This window comes from Streptomyces sp. NBC_00102 (assembly GCF_026343115.1).
Taxonomy (GTDB): domain Bacteria; phylum Actinomycetota; class Actinomycetes; order Streptomycetales; family Streptomycetaceae; genus Streptomyces.
The window spans coordinates 4,673,481-4,695,718 of record NZ_JAPEMC010000001.1 but is presented as its reverse complement, the minus strand read 5'-3'; the positions used below and the strand labels follow the sequence as shown (position 1 = coordinate 4,695,718).

Sequence of the window (22,238 nt, the reverse complement as noted above, 5' to 3'; positions counted from 1 at the left end):
CGGCTCAACGCACGTACAGACCTGCGCCGAGGGTCGGTACCACGTCAGCGCAGGGCCAGAAAGCAGCCTGATCCAGCCAGAGAGATCAAGAAGGGGCCAGACCTGAAGGTCTGGCCCCTGACCTGGGGCTCCACTGTCCGACCAGCACCTCGGCCGATCATGGCGTCAGTCCGTCACACGGTGAAGCGGAACCTGTAACGCACAGCTGCGACCTGCGGAAACGTCGGTTTTGAAGCCCACATTCAGCACTGATCCGGCACGGTGCGAGTTCACACGGAGAGCCGAGCCGAAGGACGCCACCCGCCACCCCGTACCGATGTGTACACATGGAACACTCGGTACACTTGAGCGCATGACGCAGCCGCTGCCCATAGAGACCATCCGCAACGTGCGCGCACATCTGGCGGAGGTCGTGGATCGCGCCGACCGCGACGACGTACCCACCGTGATCACACGCCGCGGCAAGGAGGTCGCCGCCGTCGTCTCCATCGAGGTACTGCGGAAGTACCAGGAATGGGAAGAGCGCGAGATCAATCGGATCATCGATGAGCGCATGGCCAACCCCGCACCCGGCATCCCGATCGAGGACATCATGAGGGAGACGCTGGCGCGCAGTGAGTGAGTACCGAACCGTCTTCCGCCCCGAGGCGCAGGCCGAGCTTCGGAAGCTCCCGCGCGAGACGGCACTGCGCATCCTGGCCAAGCTGACCGAGCTGGAAAGCGATCCACTCGGCTTCAACACCACCGCACTCGTGTCCCAGCCGGATCGCCGCCGCCTACGAGTCGGCGATTACCGCGTCGTCTACACGATCGACAACGGGGAACTGGTGGTCTGGGTCGTTCACGTGGGGCACCGGTCCACCGTTCACGACACCTGACCACCGGCGGCCGCGCGTCAGAACATCCGGCACCCATCCAGCACGGGGACGACAAAAGGGTCGGGCTCGACAAAGCCCGACCCCTTCCGACGCGCACGTGTGACTCAACGCCTCACATGCGGCAACAGCGCGCGACTACACGTTGAAGCGGAATCTGTAGTACAGGGCTCCCACCTGCGAAAACGCGGTTTCCGCAGGTGGCATCCAGCACCGATCCAGCACGGTGCAAGGTCAACCAGCACATCCAGCACCCGCGACCGCGACACGGAATCTGCCCGCTGCCACCCGATCGAGGGCACCCTGAGGGAGACCCTGGTAGCCGGTGAGTGAGTCCCCCGGACGGTCTTCCGAGCGGTAGGTACACCCCCAACTGACGGAGATCCCTCGTGACGCGGGAAGTTCGTTCCTGCGAACAAAGGTCCGCCCGGCGGCGCCACTGGATATCGCCCCAGCACACCGGACATTCACCGATCAGTAGTGATACCGGGCAGCGAGGATGACGATCTCATTGTCCGTCACCAGATAGACGAGGCGGTGCTCTTCGTCGATCCGTCGCGACCAGGCCCCAGGCAGGTGGTACTTCAGCGGCTCCGGCTTGCCGATGCCCAGGAAGGGGTCACGCCTGACATCTTCGATGAGCTTGTTGATCCGGGCGAGCATCTTACGGTCGTTCCTGAGCCAGGACGTGTAGTCCTCCCAACCCTGATCCTCGAAGACGAGCCTCACGCGGCACCCGCACCTGCGTCCGGTGACTCGGGATCGATCAGCTCACGCTCCGACACGTTGATGTGCGACAGGGCGTTCTCGTACGCCTTGAGCAACCGCCGGGCGTTCGCTGGCGAGCGCAGCAGGTAGGAGCCCTCGCGCAGTGCCATGTAGTCCTCGGCCGAGACAAGCACCGCGTTACCGTGCTTGGAGACGATTTCGATGGCCTCATGATTCTCGTTGACCTTTTTGATCAACGGAAACAGTTCCTTGCGCGCTTCACTCGCAGTGATGGACATGACTTCACCCCTCCCATCAAGTGGTACTCAATAACGTACCACTCTTGGTGTCATCTGCGAGAGGAATCGACTGATGGTGCCTCAGCCGATCCAGCACCCATCCAGCACGGGGAAAGGCCAGGAGCCCACCTCCGGAGAGGTGGACGCCATCCGACCTGCATGTTTGCCACGTCAACGACGTGGTGTTATTCCATCCGCTCACACGTTGAAGCGGAACTCCACCACGTCGCCGTCCTGCATGACGTACTCCTTGCCCTCCATGCGGGCCTTGCCCTTCGCGCGGGCTTCGGCGACGGAGCCGGTCTCGACGAGGTCGGCGAAGGAGATGATCTCGGCCTTGATGAAGCCCTTCTGGAAGTCGGTGTGGATCACACCGGCCGCCTCGGGGGCCGTGGCGCCCTTCTTGATCGTCCAGGCGCGGGTCTCCTTGGGGCCTGCCGTGAGGTAGGTCTGGAGGCCCAGGGTGTCGAAGCCGACGCGGCCGAGGGTGGCGAGGCCGGGCTCTTCCTGGCCCATGGACTGGAGCAGCTCCAGAGCCTCCTCGTCGTCCAGCTCGATGAGCTCGGACTCGATCTTGGCGTTGAGGAAGATGGCCTCGGCGGGGGCGACCAGGGCGCGCTGCTCGTTCTTGAAGTCCTCGTCGACCAGCTCGTCCTCGTCGACGTTGAAGACGTAGAGGAACGGCTTGGTGGTGAGGAGGTGCAGCTCGTGGAGGAGCCGGCCCTTCTCCGTGGCGGCGGTGATGCCGGCGGCGAAGAGCGTCTGGCCGGCCTCCAGGATCTTCTGGGCCTCCTCGACGGCGGCCAGGACGGCGACCTTCTCCTTCTGGAGACGGGACTCCTTGGTGAGGCGCGGGACGGCCTTCTCGACGGACTGGAGGTCGGCGAGGATCAGCTCGGTGTTGATCGTCTCGATGTCGTCCTTGGGCGAGACCTTGCCGTCGACGTGGACGACGTTCTCGTCCTTGAAGGCGCGGATGACCTGGCAGATCGCGTCGGACTCACGGATGTTCGCGAGGAACTTGTTGCCCAGGCCCTCGCCCTCGCTCGCGCCGCGCACGATCCCGGCGATGTCCACGAAGTCGACCGTGGCGGGGAGGATCTTCTGCGAGTTGAAGATCCCCGCGAGCACGTTCAGCCGGGGGTCGGGCACGCCGACCACGCCGACGTTCGGCTCGATGGTGGCGAACGGGTAGTTGGCCGCCAGTACGTCGTTCTTGGTCAGGGCGTTGAACAGGGTCGACTTGCCGACATTCGGCAGACCGACGATTCCGATCGTGAGCGACACGTTGGCGACTTCCTGGAGTGTGGACGGGGCGGTGGGCGGAGCGTGCCGGGCCGGGCCCGGCAGTGGACCGATTCTCCAGTTTACGGGCGGGGCCGACCGTGCCGTCACGGCGCCGGGAACGAGCGGTACGGGAGGGGCGCGCGGCCCGTACGGAAGTGGGTGGCGTCCCTCCCCGCGCCGGTCACGCACCCGCCCCTCACCGCTCCCGCACCCTTCCCGCACCGCTCCCTCACCGCTCCCGCCGAACAGGGTCGGCATTCGGCCGTGTGACGTCGAACGCAGTCCCAAGCTCGGCCAAAGCGCGTGTTCAATGCCTGATTCACCCGGTTCCGCGACCTACGTTGTCCAGGTGGAGCAGCACAGGACTCGTCCCCCGCAGCGCAGGCATCCCCAGGAGCCCCCGGCGGCCCCGGTCCCCCAGGGCGGCGGCGCCCCTCCGGCCGAGAGTTCGGCCGTCTACCGGGTGGTCGGCACGTCCGCCGCGCGGCGGAGCCTGCCTCCTGTGGTGCTGGCGCTGCGCAGATTCCCCAGCCCCCGGCTGACCGGCATCGGCGCGGGGCTCTTCGCCACCGCCGTGATGTTCGTACTCGCCTGCCTGGTCCGGTTGCTGTTCGACGCGTCCACGCTCGTCTACGGGGTGCTGTTCGTGCCCGTCAGCGCGCTGACCGCGCTCTGGGTGCGGCCCGCCGACCTGGTGACCGCGCCGATCAGTGTGCCGATCGCCTTCGCCGTCGGGGTCCTGCCGGTGGCCGGGGGCGACGGGGGGTTCGGCGGGCAGCTGATGGCGGTGGTCACCGCGCTCGCGGTGCACGCGGGCTGGCTCTACGGGGGCACCCTGGTCGCCGGACTCATCGCGACCGTGCGCAAGGTCCGGCAGATGCGGCAGCGTCAGCTGCTGCTCGCGGCGAGAGCGCTCCGCCCCGCCGCGTCCCCCGCGGCCGGGGAACGGGGCGCAGGCTCCGAGGGGCATCCGGAGGACCGGTCCGGCCGGGGCGAGCGTCCCCGTCCGGCGAAGGGGCGCCCCGCTTCCGGGGTGCGCGGCGGTGCCGTGGGGCAGGGCACGGCCCGCCGCACTCCTCAGGCGTAGGGCGCGGGGCCCGGGCGGAGTCGGCGGGCCGTGCCCGTTGCGGAAAAGGGCCCGGCTACTTCCCCGCCGCGCGGGCCGCCATGGCCGCGCCGACGATGCCGGCGTTGTTCTGCAACTGGGCCGGGACCATTTCCGCCCGTACGTGCTTGATGAGCGGCAGGAACTTCTCCGCCTTGCGGCTGACCCCGCCGCCGATGATGAAGAGCTCGGGCGAGAACAGCATCTCCACGTGGGCGAGGTACTTCTGCACCCGGTGGGCCCAGTGCTCCCAGCTCAGGTCGTTGTCGTCCTTGGCCTTGGTCGACGCGTGCTTCTCCGCGTCGTGGCCGTTGAGCTCCAGGTGGCCCAGCTCGGTGTTGGGCACGAGCTGCCCGTCGGTGAAGACGGCGGAGCCGATGCCGGTGCCGAAGGTGAGCGTGATGACCGTCCCCTTGCGGCCCTTGCCCGCACCGAAGGTCATCTCGGCGATGCCCGCCGCGTCCGCGTCGTTGAGGATCGTCACGGGACAGCCGAGCCGCTCGGAGAGGAGCGCGCGGGCGTCCAGGTCGATCCAGCCCTTGTCGACATTGGCGGCGGTACGCGTGACGCCGTCGGTGACCACACCGGGGAAGGTGATGCCGACCGGCCCGGACCAGCCGAAGTGGCCGATGACCTCGGCCACGCAGTCGGCCACGCCGTCGGGTACCGCCGGGTGCGGTGTCAGCACCTTGTGGCGCTCCTGCGCCAAGTCCCCACGATCCAGGTCCACGGGAGCGCCCTTGATCCCTGAACCGCCGATGTCAACGCCGAAGATCTCCATGGGCACCACGGTAAGGGCAGCGGGCGCCTCGCACGTCCCGAGCGGACGGTACGTACGAAAAGGTCCTGTTGGATGCGCGTAGAAGGCCCCGCCGGCCACACCCGGAACGCGGAACGCGACCGGCCGGGAACGCTTGCGCGCTCCGGCCGGCCGCGTCCGGGTGTCGCCGCTGGACGGGTGCTGCCTCTGGACGGGTGCTGCCGCTGAGCAGGTGCCGCCGCGGGGCAGGCAGGTGCTACTGCTGGGCGGTCAGGGCCGCGGCCTCGGCGCGCAGATCCCGGCGGAGCTCCTTGGGCAGCGAGAAGGTGATCGACTCCTCGGCCGTCTTGACGGTCTCGACGTCCGCGTAGCCGCGCTCGGCGAGCCACTCCAGCACGCCGTCGACGAGGACGTCGGGGACGGAGGCGCCGGAGGTGAGGCCTACCGTGGTGACGCCTTCCAGCCATGCCTCGTCGATCTCGGAGGCGAAGTCGACCAGGTGGGCGGCGGGGGCTCCGGCGTCCAGGGCGACCTCGACCATGCGGATCGAGTTGGAGGAGTTCTTGGAGCCGACGACGATGACCAGGTCGGCGTCCTCGGCCAGCTTCTTCACCGCGACCTGGCGGTTCTGCGTGGCGTAGCAGATGTCGTCGCTGGGCGGGGAGAGCAGGTTCGGGAACTTGTTCTTCAGGGCGTCGACCGTCTCCATGGTCTCGTCGACCGAGAGCGTGGTCTGGGAGAGCCAGACGACCTTCGACTCGTCGCGGACCTGGACGTTGGCGACGTCCTCGGGGCCGTCGACCAGGGTGATGTGGTCGGGGGCCTCGCCGCTGGTGCCGATGACCTCTTCGTGGCCCTCGTGGCCGATCAGGAGGATGTCGTAGTCCTCCCTGGCGAAGCGGACGGCTTCCTTGTGGACCTTGGTGACGAGCGGGCAGGTGGCGTCGATCGTGGCGAGCCGGCGCTCGGCGGCCTCGGCGTGGACGGTCGGCGCGACGCCGTGCGCGGAGAACATCACGATGGATCCCTCGGGGACCTCCGCGGTGGTCTCCACGAAGATGGCCCCCTTCTTCTCCAGGGTCTGCACGACGTACTTGTTGTGCACGATCTCGTGGCGCACGTAGACCGGGGCCCCGTACTGCTCCAGGGCCTTCTCGACGGCGATCACGGCACGGTCCACGCCCGCGCAGTAGCCACGGGGCGCGGCGAGCAGGACACGGCGGGCAGGGGTGGCAGTCATGCGTCCCATCGTAAGGCCGTACCGAACAGGCGCGGGCTCCGTCCGGTCGGGAGACTGGGCCGTGATCCACGAGGTACGGGTACGGGGCACGGGCACGGGTCCGCCGAGGACACGGCGACACGGCCCACCGGGGGAACCATCGCCTGCGGGCTGCCGGACACCATGGAGGGCCGATGCCGGAAACGGGAAGCAGCGCGCGGCGGGAGCTGCGGCGCACGCTCGGGTTCAGGGACCTGGTGGTCTACGGGCTGCTGTTCATCGCCCCGATGGCCCCGGTGGGTGTGTTCGGCACGCTGGACGCGAAGTCGGGCGGCGCGGTCGCGCTGGTGTACGTCGTGTCGACGGTGGTGATGGCGTTCACGGCGTTCAGCTACGCGCAGATGGTCCGGGTGGCCCCGAAGGCCGGCTCCGTGTTCACGTACGCCCGCAAGGGGCTCGGTGAGGTGCCCGGGTTCATCGCGGGGTGGATGGCGATGCTCGACTATCTGCTGATCCCCGCGGTGGCCTACCTCTTCTCCGGGATCGCGATGAACGCGCTGGTCCCGGAGGTGTCGAGGTGGGTGTGGACGGCCATCGCGGTGGTGGTGACCACGGCGCTCAACCTGTGGGGGGTGCGGGCCGCCGCCCGGGTCGGGTTCGCGGTGCTGGCGCTGGAGATCGCGGTGCTGCTGGTGTTCGTGGTGTCGGCGGTGGTGGTGCTGGCGCGGGACGGGGCACAGCGCGGCTGGCTGACGCCGCTGACCGGTGACTCCGGGTTCTCGACGACGGCGGTGATCGGGGCGGTGTCGGTGGCCGTCCTCTCCTACCTGGGCTTCGACGCCATCGCCTCGTTCGCGGAGGAGGTGACGGGCGGGTCCGCGAAGGTCGCGCGGGCGGTGCTGTTCTGCCTGGTGATGGCGGGGGCGCTCTTCGTGGCGCAGTCGTATCTGGCGGCGCTGCTGGAGCCGGTCTCCTCGGCGGCTCTCGCGGCCGATCCGGAGGCGCAGGGGTCGGCGTTCTACGACGCGGTGGACGCCTCGGTCGGCACCTGGCTGCACGACCTGGTCGCGGCGAGCAAGGCGGTCGGGGCGGCGTTCGCGGCACTGGCCGGGCAGGCGGCGGCGGGTCGGCTGGTGTTCGCGATGGCGCGGGAGCGGCGGCTGCCGTCGTTCCTGGCGAGGGTCGACGCGAGGTCGGGGGTGCCGAGGGTGGCGGTGCTCTGCGCGGCCGTCGTGACGCTGGTGGCGGCGGTGTGGGCGGCCCGGCGCGACGACGGGCTCGACCATCTGGTGTCCGTGGTGAACATCGGCGCGCTGACCGCGTTCGTGCTGCTGCACGCCTCGGTGGTCGGCTGGTTCGTGGTCCGCCGGATGGAGGGCGAGCCGAGCTGGTGGCGCCATCTGGTGGTGCCGGTGCTGGGCGCGGCGGCGCTGGTCGCGGTGATCGTGGAGGCGACGACGAGCGCGCAGGTGGTGGGTGCCGTCTGGTTCGCGGTGGGGCTCGTGGTGGTGGCGGTGCAGGGCGGACGGCGCCCGGGAGGCGACGAGGAGACCATGGGCCGGGGCGGGGGCACCCGTCCCGGTGCGTGAACGGGCCCGCTGTCCGCGGTGGCGGCTACGCTCGCCCGTATGGCTCTCAACACGTCCGCGGAAGCCCCGCTGCCCGTCGGTGAGGTGTCCCGGCTCATCGGCGGCTGGATCGACCGGCTCGGCGCGATCTGGGTCGAGGGGCAGATCACGCAGCTCTCGCGGCGGCCCGGCGCGGGCGTGGTGTTCCTGACGCTGCGCGACCCGGCCCACGACATCTCGGTGAGCGTCACCTGTTTCCGGCAGGTCTTCGACCGGATCGCGGACGTGGTGACGGAGGGCGCGCGGGTCGTGGTCCTGGCGAAGCCGGAGTGGTACGCGCCGCGCGGGCAGCTCTCGCTCCGGGCGACGGAGATACGCCCGGTGGGCATCGGTGAGCTGCTGGTCCGGCTGGAGCAGCTGAAGAAGTCGCTCGCCTCGGAGGGGCTCTTCGCGCTGGACCGGAAGAGGCCTCTGCCGTTCCTGCCGCAACTGATCGGGCTGGTCTGCGGGCGGGCGTCGGCCGCCGAGCGCGACGTCCTGGAGAACGCGCGCCGCCGCTGGCCGGCGGTGCGGTTCGAAGTGCGCAACACCGCCGTGCAGGGCGTCCACGCGGTCAACCAGGTGGTCCAGGCCGTCCAGGAGCTGGACGCCATGGACGAGGTGGACGTGATCGTCGTGGCGCGGGGCGGCGGCAGTGTGGAGGACCTGTTGCCGTTCTCGGACGAGGCGCTGATCCGCGCCGTGGCCGCGTGCCGTACGCCGGTGGTGTCCGCGATCGGGCACGAGCCGGACTCCCCGCTGCTGGACCTGGTCGCGGACCTGCGCGCGTCCACGCCGACGGACGCGGCGAAGAAGGTCGTACCGGACGTGGGCGAGGAGCTGGACCGGGTCCAGCAGCTGCGGGACCGGGCGCTGCGAACCGTGCGCGGGCTGCTGGAGCGCGAGGAGCGGGGGCTGGCGCACGCGCTCGGCCGGCCGTCGATGGAGCACCCGCACCGGCTGGTGGACGAGCGGGCCGCCGAGGTGGAGGCGCTGACGGGACGGAGCCGCCGGGTGCTGGGGCATCTGCTGGACCGGGCCGAATCGGAGATCGCACACACCCTGGCCCGGGTGGTCTCGCTCTCCCCGGCGGCCACCCTGGAGCGCGGTTACGCGGTGCTCCAGCGGCCGGACGGCCATGTGGTGCGCTCCCCCGAGGAGGCCGGCGCGTCCGGCGAGCCGCTGCGGGCGCGGGTGTCGGAGGGCGAGTTCACGGTACGGGTGGAGGGGTGAGCGGACCCGCGGCACCGGGCGGGCGGCCCGGGACCGGGGCCGCTGTCGGTGCGCGCACATAGAGTGGGCGGCATGACGGACGACGGGACGACCACCACCGGGGCGGCCGGCACGCCCGGTTACGAACAGGCGCGCGACGAGCTGATCGAGGTCGTGCGCCGGCTGGAGGCGGGCGGCACCACGCTGGAGGAGTCGCTGGCGCTCTGGGAGCGTGGCGAGGAGCTGGCGAAGGTGTGCCGCCGCTGGCTGGAGGGTGCCCGCGCCCGCCTCGACGCGGCCCTGGCGGGGCCGGACGAGGGCCGCGAGGGCACGTCCGGGGCCGAGTAGAGCGGCGCACGGGAGATCCCCCCGCCGGGCCCGGGTGTATACGTGATCGGTGGTCGTGGGGTTCAGGGCCGGAGTCACGAAGTACTGTGGTGTGCGTCACTCAGCTCCACTTTTAGTTGAAAGTTAATCTACCTCTCGGCTACGGTGACCGCGTCGCCCGATCCCGTAAGCCCGAAGGTGGTTCGTCCATGTCTCTCGCCCTCGACCCCGCCGCGCAGGCCCTCCTCTTCACCGAGGCCCGCACCGCCAACACCTTCTCCGACGAGCCGGTGACCGACGAGCAGATCCAGGCGATCTACGAGCTGGTCAAGTACGGTCCCACCGCCTTCAACCAGGCGCCGCTGCGTGTCGTCCTGGTCCGCTCCGAGGAGGGTCGCGCCCGCCTCGTCGAGCACATGTCCGAGGGCAACAGCCCGAAGACCGCATCCGCGCCGCTGGTCGCGATCCTCGCCGCCGACAACGAGTTCCACGAGGAGCTCCCGGCGCTCGTGCCGCACTTCCCGCAGCTCAAGGACGTGTTCTTCTCCGAGCGCCCGGTCCGCGAGCAGTCCGCCGCGATGAACGCCGCCCTCCAGGCCGCCTACTTCATCATCGGCATCCGCGCCGCCGGTCTGGCCGCGGGCCCGATGACCGGCTTCGACGCCGCGGGCATCGAGAAGGAGTTCCTGGACGACGACCACAAGGTGCTCATGGTCGTCAACATCGGCAAGCCGGGCGAGGACGCCTGGTTCCCGCGCCTGCCGCGCCTGTCGTACGACGAGGTCGTCACCACCGTCTGACCGGACCGGCCCGACCGGCCGCCGTCCAACGGAAAAGCCCGGAACACCTGATGCAGGTGTTCCGGGCTTTTCCGGTCTCCGGCGCTCTCCGGTCTCCGGGCTTTTCCGGCCCCGGGCTTCTCCGGATCCCGGAGGAACCGCACCGCCCCGGGACGACGGACAGGGCGCGGCGGCAGGAGCCGGCGTCAGGACGTGGTGAGCGCGGCGGCCATCGCGGCCAGCTGCTTCCTGGGGGCGGAGCCGGTGACCACCGTGGTGGAGTCCCCCGCGTGCAGCACCAGGGCGTCGTACTTCTCGCCCTTCCAGTACTGCCATTCCTGGCCCGCGACCGTCTCGGTGCGGCCGGTGTCCTCGGCGTCCTGACTGACGTCGGGGACGTACGCCTTCACCGGCGTCGTGGACTGCTCCACCGCGACGTACTTGCCGTCCGGATCGAGGAAGCCCAGGTGCCAACTGCTGTCCTCGGCACCGTTGTACGAGACGGAAGTCGCCTTCCAGCCTTCGGGAAGTCCGGCCGGGGCCGCCACCGGGTACGGGGCCGCGCGGCGCGCGGTCGCGAGTTCGACGCGGTAGTCGACGGCCTTGACCGGGTCGGCCTTGTCGTCGTGCGGAACGAAGACGTAGATGACGCCGGCCGCGGCGACGATCAACACCAACGACAGGAACATGTCCCGGATTGTCTGCTTGCCTCGCTTGCTTGCCACGGATACATGGTGGCATGCGGCCTCCCGGCGGCCGTCCGGGACCCCGGCCGGGCAAGGTGCGCTCATCCGTGGGGCGCCCTGCTCATTTTATCGGCCTACCGATAGAGTCGAAGCGCGCTCATTTCCGGTCGTCGTCGTACAGAAAGGCGTGCTCCGATGCCCGAGCACCATCTGCCGTCCCAGCTGGAGGTCTCTCCGGAGGCCCCCGACCGCAACCTCGCCCTCGAACTCGTCCGGGTGACCGAGGCCGCCGCCATGGCCGCCGGTCGCTGGGTCGGGCGGGGCGACAAGATCGGCGCCGACGGGGCCGCGGTGAAGGCCATGCGGACCCTCGTCTCCACCGTCTCGATGAACGGCGTGGTCGTCATCGGCGAAGGGGAGAAGGACGAAGCCCCGATGCTCTTCAACGGCGAACGGGTCGGCGACGGCACCGGTGCCGAGGTCGACATCGCCGTGGACCCGATCGACGGCACCACGCTCAACGCCAAGGGGATGCCCAACGCCATCGCCGTACTGGCCGCGGCCGACCGGGGTGCGATGTTCGACCCCTCGGCCGTCTTCTACATGGACAAGCTGGTGACCGGGCCCGAGGCCGCCGACTTCGTCGACATCAACGCGCCCGTCGCGGTCAACATCCGGCGCGTCGCCAAGGCGAAGCACTCCGCGCCCGAGGACGTCACCGTCGTCGTGCTCGACCGCCCGCGCCACGACGGCATCGTGAAGGAGATCCGGGACACCGGCGCCCGGATCAAGTTCATCTCGGACGGCGACGTGGCCGGCTCGATCATGGCCGCCCGCGAGGGCACCGGCATCGACCTGCTCATGGGCATCGGCGGCACGCCCGAGGGCATCATCACGGCCTGCGCCATAAAGTGCCTGGGCGGTGTCATCCAGGGCAAGCTCTGGCCGAAGGACGAGGCCGAACGGCAGAAGGCCCTGGACGCCGGCCACGATCTGGACCGGGTGCTGTCGACCGACGACCTGGTCAGCGGCGACAACGTGTTCTTCGTCGCGACCGGCATCACCGACGGCGAGTTGATGCGCGGGGTGCGCTACCGCGCCGAGACCGCCACCACCGAGTCGATCGTGATGCGGTCCAAGTCGGGCACGATCCGCACCATCTCCTCCACGCACCGGCTCTCGAAGCTCCGCGCGTACAGCGCGATCGACTTCGACCGGGCGCAGTAGAACGGGCGCGGCAGACCGGGCGCGGCAGACCGGGCGCGGTAGACCGGGCGCGGTGGAAGACGTACCGCGCGAGGAAGGCACGCCGCGCACCGGGCGTACGTACCGGGGAAACGTGAAGGGGGCCACCGGGCGGGTGGCCCCCTTCACGCGGTCCGCGGGTCAGCCGGCGGCGGCGATCGGCCCCTTGGCGGCCGCGGCCGCCTTGAGTTCCATGTCGCGCCGGCGCCTGCGGGCGAGCACGACCCGGCGTTCGGCGGCGGTGAGACCGCCCCAGACCCCGTACGGCTCAGGCTGCATCAGGGCATGCTCCTGACACTCCACCATGACGGGGCAGCGGGCGCAGACCCGCTTCGCGGCGTCCTCACGGGACAGCCGGGCGGCGGTCGGCTCCTTCGACGGGGCGAAGAAGAGCCCGGCCTCGTCCCGGCGGCACACCGCCTCGGAATGCCAGGGGCCCGCCTGGTCTTCCCGCGCGGGAGTTCGCTGAGTGGGCACAGCGGCGACCTGCGTGGGCTGATGAGGCAGTTGCAGCACGGTCTACTCCTGACGACGGCTTCGCGAGCGAGAGACGATGCAGGATTCTTTACCCGCTGTACGCACGGCTATGCGCTGAGTGGCACCGCCGAACGGGGCATGCAAGAGGGCTCGGCCCAACCTCTGGCCGGATAGCGCCTCTTGTGCCTCGCGCACGCCGTCCCTCCGCCGCCTTTCGCCCCCGCCCGGGCCCGGCCGCACACCCGTCGGCGGGCGCGCGGGGGCCGGCCGCTCAGAGCCCGAGGTGCTTGCGCAGCTGACGCTGGAGGTTCTCCACGAGCTTGCCCCTCTTGGGCTTGGCCTCGACGTTTCCGAAGACCGAGTAGCCGTTGACGACCACGACCGGGGCCTCCGGATCGGCGGACTCGGTGTTCACCACCTCGAAGTTGGCGAAGATCCCGGTACCGCTGCCGCGCAGGGTGATGTTCTCCGGAACCTTGACTTCGACATTGCCGAAAATCGACGTCGCGTTGATGACCGTGAGCCGCTGCCCGAACAGCGCCTCGGTCAGATCGATCTCCACCGTGCCGAAGAGCGCGAAGGCGTGGGTGCGCCCGCCGACCCGCCAACGGCCCCTGCGTGTCGCGCTGCTGAAGACCGCGACGAGCTTCTCCGCGTCGGCGGAGGCGACATCCGTCTCGTACGCGAAGGAGCTGCCGGCGGCCCGGGCGGCCGAAGAGCTCCCGGGAGCGGGAAGGTCGCTCACCAGAGGTTCCAACTCGCCGACGGTCTTGGCGCGGTAGACGAGTTCCACCCGTTCCGCGTGCTCCTCGGCGGTCAGCCGGCCTTCGGCGACGGCCTCCCGCAGGATGTCCGCGATCCGGTCGCGGTCGGCGTCGGACGCGCGGAAGCCGGAGGGCCCGGAGGACGGGGCGGCGGCCGTGGCCGTCGGCCGCGGGGACTGCTGAGGCTGCTTTTCGAGGTCCACCGGCCCAGCGTACCCAAACGCGATAGATCGCGACTAGGGGCTGTCGTCCGGATCGGCGCGAGCCGGAGGCGGACCGGGCCCGCATCGGCATGGACGACCGGTGAGCCTTACCTCACAAGCCCGGCCGTCCCGCCGAGCCCTACCCTGGTGGGTGCGCTGTCCAAGGGAGGTCAGCCGCTGTCACCGAGTGAGGAATGGCCGAAATGGCAGAGTTTGCGTACTCCGATCTGCTCCCCGTGGGAGAGGACACCACGCCGTACCGGCTGGTGACCTCCGAAGGCGTTTCGACCTTCGAGGCCGACGGCCGTACGTTCCTCAAGGTGGCACCCGAGGCGCTGCGTACGCTGGCCGCCGAGGCGATGCACGACATCTCCCACTATCTGCGCCCCACCCACCTCGCGCAGCTGCGCCGGATCATCGACGACCCGGAGGCGTCCTCGAACGACAAGTTCGTGGCGCTCGACCTGCTGAAGAACGCCAACATCGCCGCCGCCGGCGTGCTCCCGATGTGCCAGGACACGGGTACGGCCATCGTCATGGGCAAGCGCGGGCAGAACGTGCTGACCGAGGGCGGTGACGAGGAGGCGCTGTCGCACGGCATCTTCGACGCGTACACCAAGCTCAACCTGCGTTACTCGCAGATGGCCCCGATCACCATGTGGGAGGAGAAGAACACCGGCTCCAACCTCCCGGCCCAGATCGAGCTGTACGCGACCGACGGCGGCGCGTACAAGTTCCTCTTCATGGCGAAGGGCGGCGGCTCGGCCAACAAGTCGTTCCTCTACCAGGAGACGAAGGCCGTCCTGAACGAGGCCTCCATGATGAAGTTCCTGGAGGAGAAGATCCGTTCGCTGGGCACCGCGGCCTGCCCGCCGTACCACCTGGCGATCGTGGTCGGCGGTACGTCGGCGGAGTTCGCGCTCAAGACCGCCAAGTACGCCTCCGCGCACTACCTCGACGAGCTGCCCGGCGAGGGCTCCCCCACCGGGCACGGCTTCCGGGACAAGGAGCTGGAGGAGAAGGTCTTCGAGCTGACGCAGAAGATCGGCATCGGCGCGCAGTTCGGCGGCAAGTACTTCTGCCACGACGTGCGCGTGGTCCGCCTTCCCCGGCACGGCGCCTCGCTGCCGGTGGCCATCGCCGTCTCCTGCTCCGCCGACCGCCAGGCGACCGCGAAGATCACCGCCGAGGGCGTCTTCCTGGAGCAGCTGGAGACGGACCCGGCGCGCTTCCTGCCGGACACCACCGACGAGCACCTCGACGAGGCGGGTGACGTCGTGAAGATCGACCTCAACCGGCCGATGGACGAGATCCTCGCCGAGCTGACCAAGTACCCGGTCAAGACCCGCCTCTCGCTGACCGGCCCGCTGGTCGTGGCCCGCGACATCGCGCACGCCAAGATCAAGGAGCGGCTGGACGCGGGCGAGGAGATGCCGCAGTACCTCAAGGACCACCCGGTCTACTACGCGGGTCCGGCGAAGACGCCCGAGGGGTACGCCTCCGGTTCGTTCGGCCCGACGACGGCCGGCCGGATGGACAGCTACGTCGAGCAGTTCCAGGCGGCGGGCGGCTCCAAGGTGATGCTGGCGAAGGGCAACCGGAGCAAGCAGGTCACCGACGCGTGCGGTTCGCACGGCGGGTTCTACCTGGGCTCGATCGGCGGCCCGGCGGCCCGGCTGGCGCAGGACTGCATCAAGAAGGTCGAGGTCGTCGAGTACGAGGAGCTCGGCATGGAGGCGGTCTGGCGCATCGAGGTCGAGGACTTCCCCGCGTTCGTCGTGGTGGACGACAAGGGCAACGACTTCTTCACCGAGCCCGCCCCGGCGCCCACCTTCACCAGCATCCCGGTGCGCGGTCCCGGCCTCGTCTGATCCGCGGCACCCGATCCGCGGGGCCCGATCCGCGGCACCCGATCCGCGGATCCTGCTCCTCAGGCTCACCCGGGGGCGTTCCGGCCGATGGCATCCGGCCGGGGCGCCCCCGTCCGTTTCCCGGAAGCGCCGCCCGGAGCACCCCGGCACATACCGGCGAATTCAAGCCAATCTCGCGCGATGACGACGGGTGACGGCCGCTGTGCCGGGGGCGGCGGCCCGGCGGCGCGCGGGCGGAGCGGCGCACCCGGCGGCCGGCCCCCCGCGCCGGCCGGTCCGGCGGGCGCGGACAGCCGTTTCGGGCCCGGGGCGGGGGCTTCAGGCATCTGGGTCCCGTCCCCGGGTACCTCCGGGTACCCCGTGGTCCGGGTGGGGACCGGCGCCCGGACCACCGCCCCTTTCCCGCATCGGGCCCGGTGCGGGGCTTGCGCCGCACCCGCGGGTTGGGATGGGTTGAGCGCGTCCGGCCCTGATCCGCCGGGCGCCCCACCTCCCGTACGGCCGTGTGCGCAGGGGCGCACCCGCGTGCCGCGGGCGTCGGGGAGATCGCCGACAGCCCCCTGTGCCCCACCCTCGCGGTCGCACACCACCGGAAAGGCGGACGACGCATGACGCCGGCCCCCCACCGAAGCCACTCCGACGACCTGCTGGCCTTCATCGCCGCCAGCCCCTCCCCGTACCACGCGGTGGCGAGTGCCGTGACGCGCCTGGCGAAGGCGGGGTTCCGCGAGCTGCGCGGCACCGACGACTGGAGCGGCACGACCGGCGGCTGTTACGTCGCCCGCGCCGGCGCGCTGATCGCCTGGTACGTCCCCGAGAACGCGCCCACGCACACCCCCCTGCGGATCGTCGGCTGTCACACCGACTCACCGAACCTGCGGGTCAAACCGAACCCCGACACCGGAACCGCCGGCTGGCGCCAGATCGGCGTGGAGATCTACGGCGGGGTGCCCCTGAACACCTGGCTCGACCGCGACCTGGGCATCAGCGGCCGGCTCACCCTGCGCGGCGGCACCCCCGGCACCCCGCGCGACCTGCTGGTGCGTATCGACGAGCCGCTGCTGCGGGTGCCCCAGCTCGCCATCCACCTCGACCGCAAGGTCAACGAGGGCGCGCTGCTGGACCCGCAGCGCCATCTGGCGCCGGTCTGGTCGCTCGGCGCCCCCGAGGAGGGCGCGCTGCTGCGTCGGGTCGCGGAGGCGGCCGGCGAGGACCCGGCGGACGTGCTGGGGTGGGACCTGATGCTGCACGACGTCCAGCCCCCCGGATACCTGGGCGTGGAGAAGGAGTTCGTGGTCGCGCCCCGGCTGGACAACCTGGTCTCCGTGCACGCGGGCGTCACGGCGCTGGTGGACACCGCCACCTCCGTCGAGCAGCCCCGCTGCATCCCGGTGGTGGCGGCCTTCGACCACGAGGAGGTCGGCAGCGCCTCGCAGACCGGGGCGCAGAGCCCGCTGCTGGAGCGGGTGCTGTCCCGTGCGGTGGCGGCACGCGGCGGCGGTGCGGAGGACTGGGCGCGCTCGCTGGCGGGCTCCTTCTGCGTCTCGGCCGACATGACCCACGCCGTGCACCCCAACTACCAGGAGCGGCACGACCCCGGCCACCTCCCGCTGCCGAACGGCGGCCCCACGGTGAAGGTCAACACCAACCAGCGGTACGCCACCGACGGCACCGGAGTCGCGCTCTTCCGCGAGTCGTGCGACCGGGCCGGGGTCCCGTGGCAGTCCTTCGCCGCCAACAACGCGATGCCCTGCGGTACGTCGATCGGCCCGCTCACCGCCGCCCGGCTCGGCGTGACCACGCTGGACGTCGGGGTCCCCGGTCTCTCCATGCACTCGGCGCGCGAGCTGTGCGGGGCGGAGGACCCCGGGCATCTGGCGGCCGCCCTGCGCGCCGTACTGGCCGCCGCCTGAGCGACGGGCGCGCGACCGCGCCTCCCCGGGCCGGGCCCACCACCGCCCGTACCCCGCGTGCCGCGTGCGCGCGGGGTACGGGCGCGGGAGAGGGTGGCCCCGGGGGCGGCGAGGGGGAATAGCCCCGCCACGGCGCGCGCTCAACCGCACAGGAGGTTCGAACAACATGACCGATGAACAGGACCCGGCGGAATTCCGCGTCGAGCACGACTCGATGGGCGAGGTGAGGGTCCCCGCGGACGCCAAGTGGCGGGCGCAGACCCAGCGGGCGGTGGAGAACTTCCCCGTCTCCGGCCAGCGGCTGGAGCGCGCCCACATCGAGGCGCTGGCGCGGATCAAGGCCGCGGCCGCCAAGGTCAACGCCGGTCTGGGGGTGCTCGACCCGGAGGTGGCGGAGGCGATCCAGGGAGCCGCCGCGGAGGTGGCGGAGGGCCGGTGGGACGACCACTTCCCGGTCGACGTGTTCCAGACCGGGTCCGGGACCTCCTCCAACATGAACACCAACGAGGTCATCGCCACCCTCGCCTCCGAGCGGCTCGGCCGCGACGTGCACCCCAACGACCACGTCAACGCCTCGCAGTCCTCGAACGACGTCTTCCCGTCCTCGATCCACATCGCCGCCACCGCCGCCGTGACCGCCGACCTGGTACCGGCCCTGGAACACCTGGCGGGGTCCCTGGAGCGCAAGGCCCGGGAGTTCGCCCAGGTGGTGAAATCGGGGCGCACCCACCTCATGGACGCGACGCCCGTCACCCTTGGACAGGAGTTCGGTGGGTACGCGGCGCAGATCTCCTACGGCGTCGAGCGCCTGCGCGCCTCCCTGCCCCGGCTCGCCGAACTCCCGCTGGGCGGCACGGCGGTCGGCACCGGGATCAACACCCCGCCCGGCTTCTCCGCCGCGGTGATCGCCGAGATCGCGGCCACGACCGGGCTGCCGCTGACGGAGGCCCGCAACCACTTCGAGGCACAGGGAGCCCGGGACGGCCTGGTGGAGGTCTCGGGGCAGCTGCGCACGGTCGCGGTCTCGCTGACCAAGATCTGCAACGACCTGCGGTGGATGGCCTCCGGGCCGCGCACCGGTCTGGCCGAGATCGCGCTGCCCGACCTACAGCCGGGTTCGTCGATCATGCCGGGCAAGGTGAACCCGGTGGTCCCCGAGGCGGTTCTGATGGTCGCCGCGCAGGTCACGGGGAACGACGCGACGGTCGCGGTGGCCGGCGCGGCGGGGAACTTCGAGCTGAACGTCATGATGCCGGTCATCGCGAAGAACCTGCTGGAGTCCGTACGTCTGCTCGCCAACGCCTCGCGGCTGCTGGCGGACCGCACGGTGGACGGCATCACCGCCGACACCGCCCGGACGCGTGCCTACGCCGAGTCCTCCCCCTCGGTGGTGACCCCGCTGAACAAGTACCTGGGGTACGAGGAGGCCGCCAAGGTGGCCAAGAAGTCGCTGGCCGACGGCACCACGATCCGCGAGACCGTGCTCGCCTCGGGCCACGTGGAGCGGGGCGACCTGACGGTGGAGCAGCTGGACGAGGCGCTGGACGTCCTGCGCATGACCAGGCCGTGACGCCTCCACCCCGACGGGCCGCCGGCGAAAGCTGACGGCCCGTCGGGGTACCGGCCCCGGGGTGATCCGTATCGCAGCGCCCGCGCGGCGGCGTCCGTAAGATCTGTTCATGGCAGGTACGGGAGAGCACACACGCTGGGCACCCGGGGACCACATCCTCTGGCGCTACCGGGACAAGGGCAGCGACGACGGGCACGCGGACGCGACACCGCTGCGCATCTGCCGTCCGGTCACGGTCGTCCAGGACACCGAGGACCTGCTGGCCGTGTGGATGGCCCCGGGCACCGAGTGCGTACGGCCGGTGCTCGCGAACGGCGCCGAGGTCCACACCGAACCCCTCGCCACCCGCTACACCGTGCCACGCACCACGGACCGGTACACCTGGTGGGGCATGGGCGTGCTGAAGCTGGCGCGGCCCGGCGAGCCCTGGTCGGTCTGGCTCTTCTGGGACCGCGGCTGGGTCTTCCGAAACTGGTATGTCAACTTCGAGGAGCCACTCACTCGTTGGAGTTCCGGGGTCGAATCGGAGGACCACTTCCTCGACATCTCGGTGAACCCCGACCGGAGCTGGAAGTGGCTCGACGAGGACGAGTTCGCGCAGGCCCAGCGGGTCGGCCTGATGGACCCCGAAACGGCCGAGCGGGTGCGCAGGGCAGGGCTTGCGGCGGTCTCGGTGATCGAGGCGTGGGGGTCCCCGTTCCGGGACGGCTGGGAGCACTGGCGGCCCGATCCGGCCTGGCCGGTCCCGGCGCTGCCGGATGACTGGGACCGCACCCGCGCGCGTACACCGTCGTGAGACTCTTGAATCACCCGTGGGGGGCGCCCGTAGGATCAGCCTCCCGAGGGCCCGTGCGCGACAACCCGCGTACCGGCCAACGGTCCTGACCGCATGTCAAAGGCGACACCGCACACGCCGTACCACCCCGCACGGGCTCGGCCCGGACGGACCGCACGGCGGCGGAAGCCACTACGAGGGGGTGGAGGCGTGGTGCTCGCACGAGCGGGCGGACACACCGGTACGGCCGCCCTCGCGGCCGGCGCGGTCCACCCGGCGCGGGCCGTACCCGGCACGGGCACCGCGACCGCACGGACCGCTTCACCACGGACCGTGACCGCCGCGCACCCCGAGCGCACCGAAAACGTTGTCAGTACCCGGCCACATGTGCGCACGGTTTCGGCCCCGCGCGCGGAGGTCACGGGTGAGCGCCGTTGTTCCCACCGCTCTCACCGGGGCAGAGTGTCGCCCCACGAGGTGACTGCCTCATACAACCGGCCCGGACGGACGGAACCCCACGCGTGACGGAGCACCCCACCTCCCACGAAGGCCACCGGCCTCTCGCCGCCCGGCCGCAGGAACGCACCCGGCCCCGGCAGCAGGACGCCGCGCCGGGCCCCGCGACGCCCGCGGCCATCCCGGGACCCGCCGGAGCGCCCAGAGCCTCCGCCGCCGTCGGCGTGCCCGACCCGCAGGCGGCGTCCCGGCGCGAGGGCGACCGGCTGCGGTTCGTCGGCGCCGCCACCCGCCGGATCGCCCGGGGCATCGATCTCGACGAGATCGTGCTCGGCCTCTGCCGGGCCAGCGTCCCGACGTTCTGCGACGAGATCCTCATCTACCTGCGCGATCCGCTGCCGGTGGGCGACGAGCGTCCGGTCGAGCCGTTCGTGCTGCGGCTGCGCCGCAGCGACCGGCTGCGGCTGACGGAGGAGGAGCCGGACGGCCTCCACGACCCCGAGAGGCTGCGGCCGCCGGTGACCGACCCCGGGCCCGATCTGCTGCCCGTCGCGGAGCTCTGCGAGGTCCGTACCGGCGGCGCGCTGGGCGAGGTGCTGCGCGGCGTACGTCCCGTCTTCGGCGACAACGCGGCGGCCCGGGCGGCCCTGCCGGAGCTGCTCGGCGCCGGGCGGCCGGCGCCCACCGGCCACCGCGCGATCCTGGCCCCGCTGCGCGGCCGGCGGCGGGTCATCGGCTCGGCGGTCTTCCTGCGCGCCACCGACCGCACCCCGTTCGAGGCGAACGACCTGCTGGTGGCGGCGCAGCTCGCGACCCACACCGCGCTCGGCATCGACAAGGCCGTCCTGTACGGGCGCGAGGCGTACATCGCGGACGAGCTGCAGCGCACCATGCTGCCGGACTCGCTGCCGCAGCCCACCGGGGTGCGGCTCGCCTCCCGTTACCTCCCGGCCGCCGAGACCGCCCGGGTCGGCGGCGACTGGTACGACGCGATCCCGCTGCCCGGCAGCCGGGTCGCGCTGGTCGTCGGCGACGTCATGGGCCACTCGATGACCTCGGCCGCGATCATGGGGCAGCTGCGCACCACCGCGCAGACGCTCGCCGGTCTCGACCTGCCGCCCCAGGAGGTCCTGCACCATCTCGACGAGCAGGCGCAGCGGCTCGGCGAGAACCGCATGGCGACCTGCCTGTACGCGGTGTACGACCCGGTGGCGCACCGCATCACCGTCGCGAACGCGGGGCATCCGCCGCCCGTGCTGCTGCACCTCGGCGGCCGTGCGGAGGTGCTCGACGTGCCGCCGAACGCCCCGATCGGCGTGGGCGGTGTCGACTTCGAGGCGGTGGAGCTGGAGGCGCCGGCCGGCGGCACACTGCTGCTGTACACGGACGGGCTGGTGGAATCGCGGCTGCGGGACGTGTGGACCGGTATCGAGCAGTTGCGGGAGCGGCTCGCCGCGACCGCGCGGCTGACCGGGCCGGACCACTCGCCGCCGCTGGAGGCGCTCTGCGACGACGTGCTCGACATGCTCGGGCCCGGCGACCGGGACGACGACATCGCGCTGCTGGCGGCCCGCTTCGACGGGATCGCGCCGAACGACGTGGCGTACTGGTCGCTGGACCCGGAGGACTCGGCGCCGAGCCGGGCCCGCAAGCTGGCCCGGGGCGCGCTGGAGCGCTGGAACATGGAGCACCTCTCGGACGAGGTGGAGCTGCTGGTCAGCGAGGTGGTCACCAACGCCGTCCGGTACGCCGAGCGGCCGGTGACGCTGCGGTTGCTGCGGACCGACATCCTGCGCTGCGAGGTCGGCGACGACTCGCCGCAGCTTCCCCGGCAGCGGCGGGCCCGGGAGACGGACGAGGGCGGGCGCGGTCTGATGCTGGTGAACCGGCTGGCCCGGCGGTGGGGGGCGACGCGGTTGTCCTCGGGCAAGGTGGTCTGGTTCGAGATGGCGATGGCGGCCGGGGCCCAGTAAGGGGAGCGGAAGAGGGGTGCATCGGCCCGGTCGCGGGCCGGTGCACATGTTGCCGACCCCGGGGCCGCGGAGTTGACTCGGTCACGGACGAAGCGGCCCACCCCACCCCCCACACCGACGGGAGGAC

The 22,238-nt window shown here is 71.2% G+C and carries 21 protein-coding genes; 13 read left to right on the top strand and 8 right to left on the bottom strand.

Annotated features, from left to right (window positions below):
- Positions 1-352 precede the first annotated feature (352 nt).
- Entirely contained in the window at positions 353-622 is a 270-nt protein-coding gene (locus OHA55_RS21085) for a type II toxin-antitoxin system Phd/YefM family antitoxin (protein WP_266708588.1), read from the top strand.
- Positions 615-878 carry a type II toxin-antitoxin system RelE/ParE family toxin gene (locus OHA55_RS21080; protein ID WP_266708586.1) on the top strand — a complete coding sequence of 88 codons (264 nt, stop codon included), beginning with the start codon at positions 615-617 and terminating at the stop codon, positions 876-878. The genes OHA55_RS21085 and OHA55_RS21080 overlap by 8 nt, the downstream gene beginning before the upstream one ends.
- Positions 879-1,349: 471 nt before the next feature.
- Here OHA55_RS21080 and OHA55_RS21075 read toward each other — a convergent pair whose 3' ends face one another.
- From OHA55_RS21075 to ychF, 3 genes are all read right to left on the bottom strand, one after another.
- Entirely contained in the window at positions 1,350-1,604 is a 255-nt protein-coding gene (locus OHA55_RS21075; RefSeq protein ID WP_266708584.1) for a Txe/YoeB family addiction module toxin, read from the bottom strand.
- Positions 1,601-1,882 carry a type II toxin-antitoxin system Phd/YefM family antitoxin gene (locus tag OHA55_RS21070; RefSeq protein ID WP_053623546.1) on the bottom strand — a complete coding sequence of 94 codons (282 nt, stop codon included), beginning with the start codon at positions 1,880-1,882 and terminating at the stop codon, positions 1,601-1,603. Before OHA55_RS21070 ends, OHA55_RS21075 begins: the two co-directional genes overlap by 4 nt.
- Before the next feature lie 198 nt (positions 1,883-2,080).
- On the bottom strand, positions 2,081-3,169 hold the full coding sequence (gene ychF / locus OHA55_RS21065; protein ID WP_266708582.1) for a redox-regulated ATPase YchF: 1,089 nt from the start codon (positions 3,167-3,169) through the stop codon (positions 2,081-2,083).
- Between the two features lie 349 nt (positions 3,170-3,518).
- On the opposite strand from ychF, the gene OHA55_RS21060 reads away from it, so the two are divergent.
- The gene (locus OHA55_RS21060) at positions 3,519-4,256 is read left to right on the top strand and encodes a DUF6542 domain-containing protein (RefSeq protein WP_266708580.1); all 738 of its coding nucleotides are present in this window, start codon (positions 3,519-3,521) and stop codon (positions 4,254-4,256) included.
- A gap of 55 nt (positions 4,257-4,311) precedes the next feature.
- Here OHA55_RS21060 and ppgK read toward each other — a convergent pair whose 3' ends face one another.
- Both ppgK and OHA55_RS21050 read right to left on the bottom strand, forming a co-directional pair.
- Complete coding sequence (gene ppgK / locus OHA55_RS21055) at positions 4,312-5,055, bottom strand: polyphosphate--glucose phosphotransferase (RefSeq protein WP_266708578.1); 744 nt, start codon at positions 5,053-5,055, stop codon at positions 4,312-4,314.
- A 235-nt stretch (positions 5,056-5,290) separates the two neighbouring features.
- Positions 5,291-6,283, bottom strand: coding sequence for a 4-hydroxy-3-methylbut-2-enyl diphosphate reductase (locus OHA55_RS21050; RefSeq protein ID WP_266708577.1), 993 nt, complete (start codon positions 6,281-6,283; stop codon positions 5,291-5,293).
- Between the two features lie 164 nt (positions 6,284-6,447).
- On the opposite strand from OHA55_RS21050, the gene OHA55_RS21045 reads away from it, so the two are divergent.
- From OHA55_RS21045 to OHA55_RS21030, 4 genes are all read left to right on the top strand, one after another.
- On the top strand, positions 6,448-7,842 hold the full coding sequence (locus OHA55_RS21045; protein WP_266708575.1) for an APC family permease: 1,395 nt from the start codon (positions 6,448-6,450) through the stop codon (positions 7,840-7,842).
- A gap of 39 nt (positions 7,843-7,881) precedes the next feature.
- A complete protein-coding gene (gene xseA / locus OHA55_RS21040; protein ID WP_266708573.1) occupies positions 7,882-9,093 on the top strand; it encodes an exodeoxyribonuclease VII large subunit in 1,212 nt (403 codons plus the stop codon).
- A 72-nt stretch (positions 9,094-9,165) separates the two neighbouring features.
- Positions 9,166-9,420: an exodeoxyribonuclease VII small subunit gene (locus tag OHA55_RS21035; protein ID WP_266708571.1), complete on the top strand. Its 255-nt coding sequence runs from the start codon at positions 9,166-9,168 to the stop codon at positions 9,418-9,420.
- A gap of 188 nt (positions 9,421-9,608) precedes the next feature.
- Positions 9,609-10,199 (top strand): malonic semialdehyde reductase, encoded by a 591-nt coding sequence (locus tag OHA55_RS21030; RefSeq protein ID WP_266708569.1) that lies wholly within the window; start codon positions 9,609-9,611, stop codon positions 10,197-10,199.
- Positions 10,200-10,384: 185 nt separating this feature from the next.
- Here OHA55_RS21030 and OHA55_RS21025 read toward each other — a convergent pair whose 3' ends face one another.
- Entirely contained in the window at positions 10,385-10,903 is a 519-nt protein-coding gene (locus tag OHA55_RS21025; RefSeq protein WP_266708567.1) for a DUF4245 domain-containing protein, read from the bottom strand.
- 156 nt (positions 10,904-11,059) lie between these two features.
- Between OHA55_RS21025 and glpX the strand changes: the two genes are divergently transcribed.
- Positions 11,060-12,091 carry a class II fructose-bisphosphatase gene (gene glpX / locus OHA55_RS21020; RefSeq protein ID WP_266708565.1) on the top strand — a complete coding sequence of 344 codons (1,032 nt, stop codon included), beginning with the start codon at positions 11,060-11,062 and terminating at the stop codon, positions 12,089-12,091.
- Between the two features lie 159 nt (positions 12,092-12,250).
- On the opposite strand, the gene OHA55_RS21015 is transcribed toward glpX, so the two are convergent.
- Both OHA55_RS21015 and OHA55_RS21010 read right to left on the bottom strand, forming a co-directional pair.
- Positions 12,251-12,625 (bottom strand): WhiB family transcriptional regulator, encoded by a 375-nt coding sequence (locus tag OHA55_RS21015; RefSeq protein WP_266708563.1) that lies wholly within the window; start codon positions 12,623-12,625, stop codon positions 12,251-12,253.
- Positions 12,626-12,857: 232 nt separating this feature from the next.
- On the bottom strand, positions 12,858-13,553 hold the full coding sequence (locus OHA55_RS21010; RefSeq protein WP_266708561.1) for a DUF1707 domain-containing protein: 696 nt from the start codon (positions 13,551-13,553) through the stop codon (positions 12,858-12,860).
- Between the two features lie 203 nt (positions 13,554-13,756).
- Here OHA55_RS21010 and OHA55_RS21005 point away from each other — a divergent pair, with 203 nt between their 5' ends.
- The 5 genes from OHA55_RS21005 (at position 13,757) to OHA55_RS20985 (ending at position 22,111) form a co-directional block, all read left to right on the top strand.
- Positions 13,757-15,424: a fumarate hydratase gene (locus OHA55_RS21005; protein ID WP_266708559.1), complete on the top strand. Its 1,668-nt coding sequence runs from the start codon at positions 13,757-13,759 to the stop codon at positions 15,422-15,424.
- Positions 15,425-16,032: 608 nt separating this feature from the next.
- The gene (locus OHA55_RS21000) at positions 16,033-17,337 is read left to right on the top strand and encodes a M18 family aminopeptidase (protein WP_266708557.1); all 1,305 of its coding nucleotides are present in this window, start codon (positions 16,033-16,035) and stop codon (positions 17,335-17,337) included.
- Positions 17,338-17,503: 166 nt separating this feature from the next.
- Complete coding sequence (locus tag OHA55_RS20995) at positions 17,504-18,907, top strand: aspartate ammonia-lyase (RefSeq protein WP_266708555.1); 1,404 nt, start codon at positions 17,504-17,506, stop codon at positions 18,905-18,907.
- A gap of 109 nt (positions 18,908-19,016) precedes the next feature.
- Positions 19,017-19,703, top strand: a complete 687-nt coding sequence (locus tag OHA55_RS20990; RefSeq protein ID WP_266708553.1) for a DUF402 domain-containing protein — start codon at positions 19,017-19,019, stop codon at positions 19,701-19,703.
- Between the two features lie 500 nt (positions 19,704-20,203).
- Positions 20,204-22,111 carry a SpoIIE family protein phosphatase gene (locus tag OHA55_RS20985; RefSeq protein ID WP_266708551.1) on the top strand — a complete coding sequence of 636 codons (1,908 nt, stop codon included), beginning with the start codon at positions 20,204-20,206 and terminating at the stop codon, positions 22,109-22,111.
- Positions 22,112-22,238: the final 127 nt, after the last annotated feature.

Excerpts from the sequence above, each read along its gene's own strand:
- OHA55_RS21085 (WP_266708588.1), top strand. The coding sequence starts at position 353 with ATGACGCAGCCGCTGCCCATAGAGACCATCCGCAACGTGCGCGCACAT.
- OHA55_RS21070 (WP_053623546.1), bottom strand. The coding sequence starts at position 1,882 with ATGTCCATCACTGCGAGTGAAGCGCGCAAGGAACTGTTTCCGTTGATC.
- ppgK (WP_266708578.1), bottom strand. The coding sequence starts at position 5,055 with ATGGAGATCTTCGGCGTTGACATCGGCGGTTCAGGGATCAAGGGCGCT.
- OHA55_RS21050 (WP_266708577.1), bottom strand. The coding sequence starts at position 6,283 with ATGGGACGCATGACTGCCACCCCTGCCCGCCGTGTCCTGCTCGCCGCG.
- OHA55_RS21045 (WP_266708575.1), top strand. The coding sequence starts at position 6,448 with ATGCCGGAAACGGGAAGCAGCGCGCGGCGGGAGCTGCGGCGCACGCTC.
- xseA (WP_266708573.1), top strand. The coding sequence starts at position 7,882 with ATGGCTCTCAACACGTCCGCGGAAGCCCCGCTGCCCGTCGGTGAGGTG.
- OHA55_RS21035 (WP_266708571.1), top strand. The coding sequence starts at position 9,166 with ATGACGGACGACGGGACGACCACCACCGGGGCGGCCGGCACGCCCGGT.
- OHA55_RS21030 (WP_266708569.1), top strand. The coding sequence starts at position 9,609 with ATGTCTCTCGCCCTCGACCCCGCCGCGCAGGCCCTCCTCTTCACCGAG.
- glpX (WP_266708565.1), top strand. The coding sequence starts at position 11,060 with ATGCCCGAGCACCATCTGCCGTCCCAGCTGGAGGTCTCTCCGGAGGCC.
- OHA55_RS21005 (WP_266708559.1), top strand. The coding sequence starts at position 13,757 with ATGGCAGAGTTTGCGTACTCCGATCTGCTCCCCGTGGGAGAGGACACC.
- OHA55_RS21000 (WP_266708557.1), top strand. The coding sequence starts at position 16,033 with ATGACGCCGGCCCCCCACCGAAGCCACTCCGACGACCTGCTGGCCTTC.
- OHA55_RS20995 (WP_266708555.1), top strand. The coding sequence starts at position 17,504 with ATGACCGATGAACAGGACCCGGCGGAATTCCGCGTCGAGCACGACTCG.
- OHA55_RS20990 (WP_266708553.1), top strand. The coding sequence starts at position 19,017 with ATGGCAGGTACGGGAGAGCACACACGCTGGGCACCCGGGGACCACATC.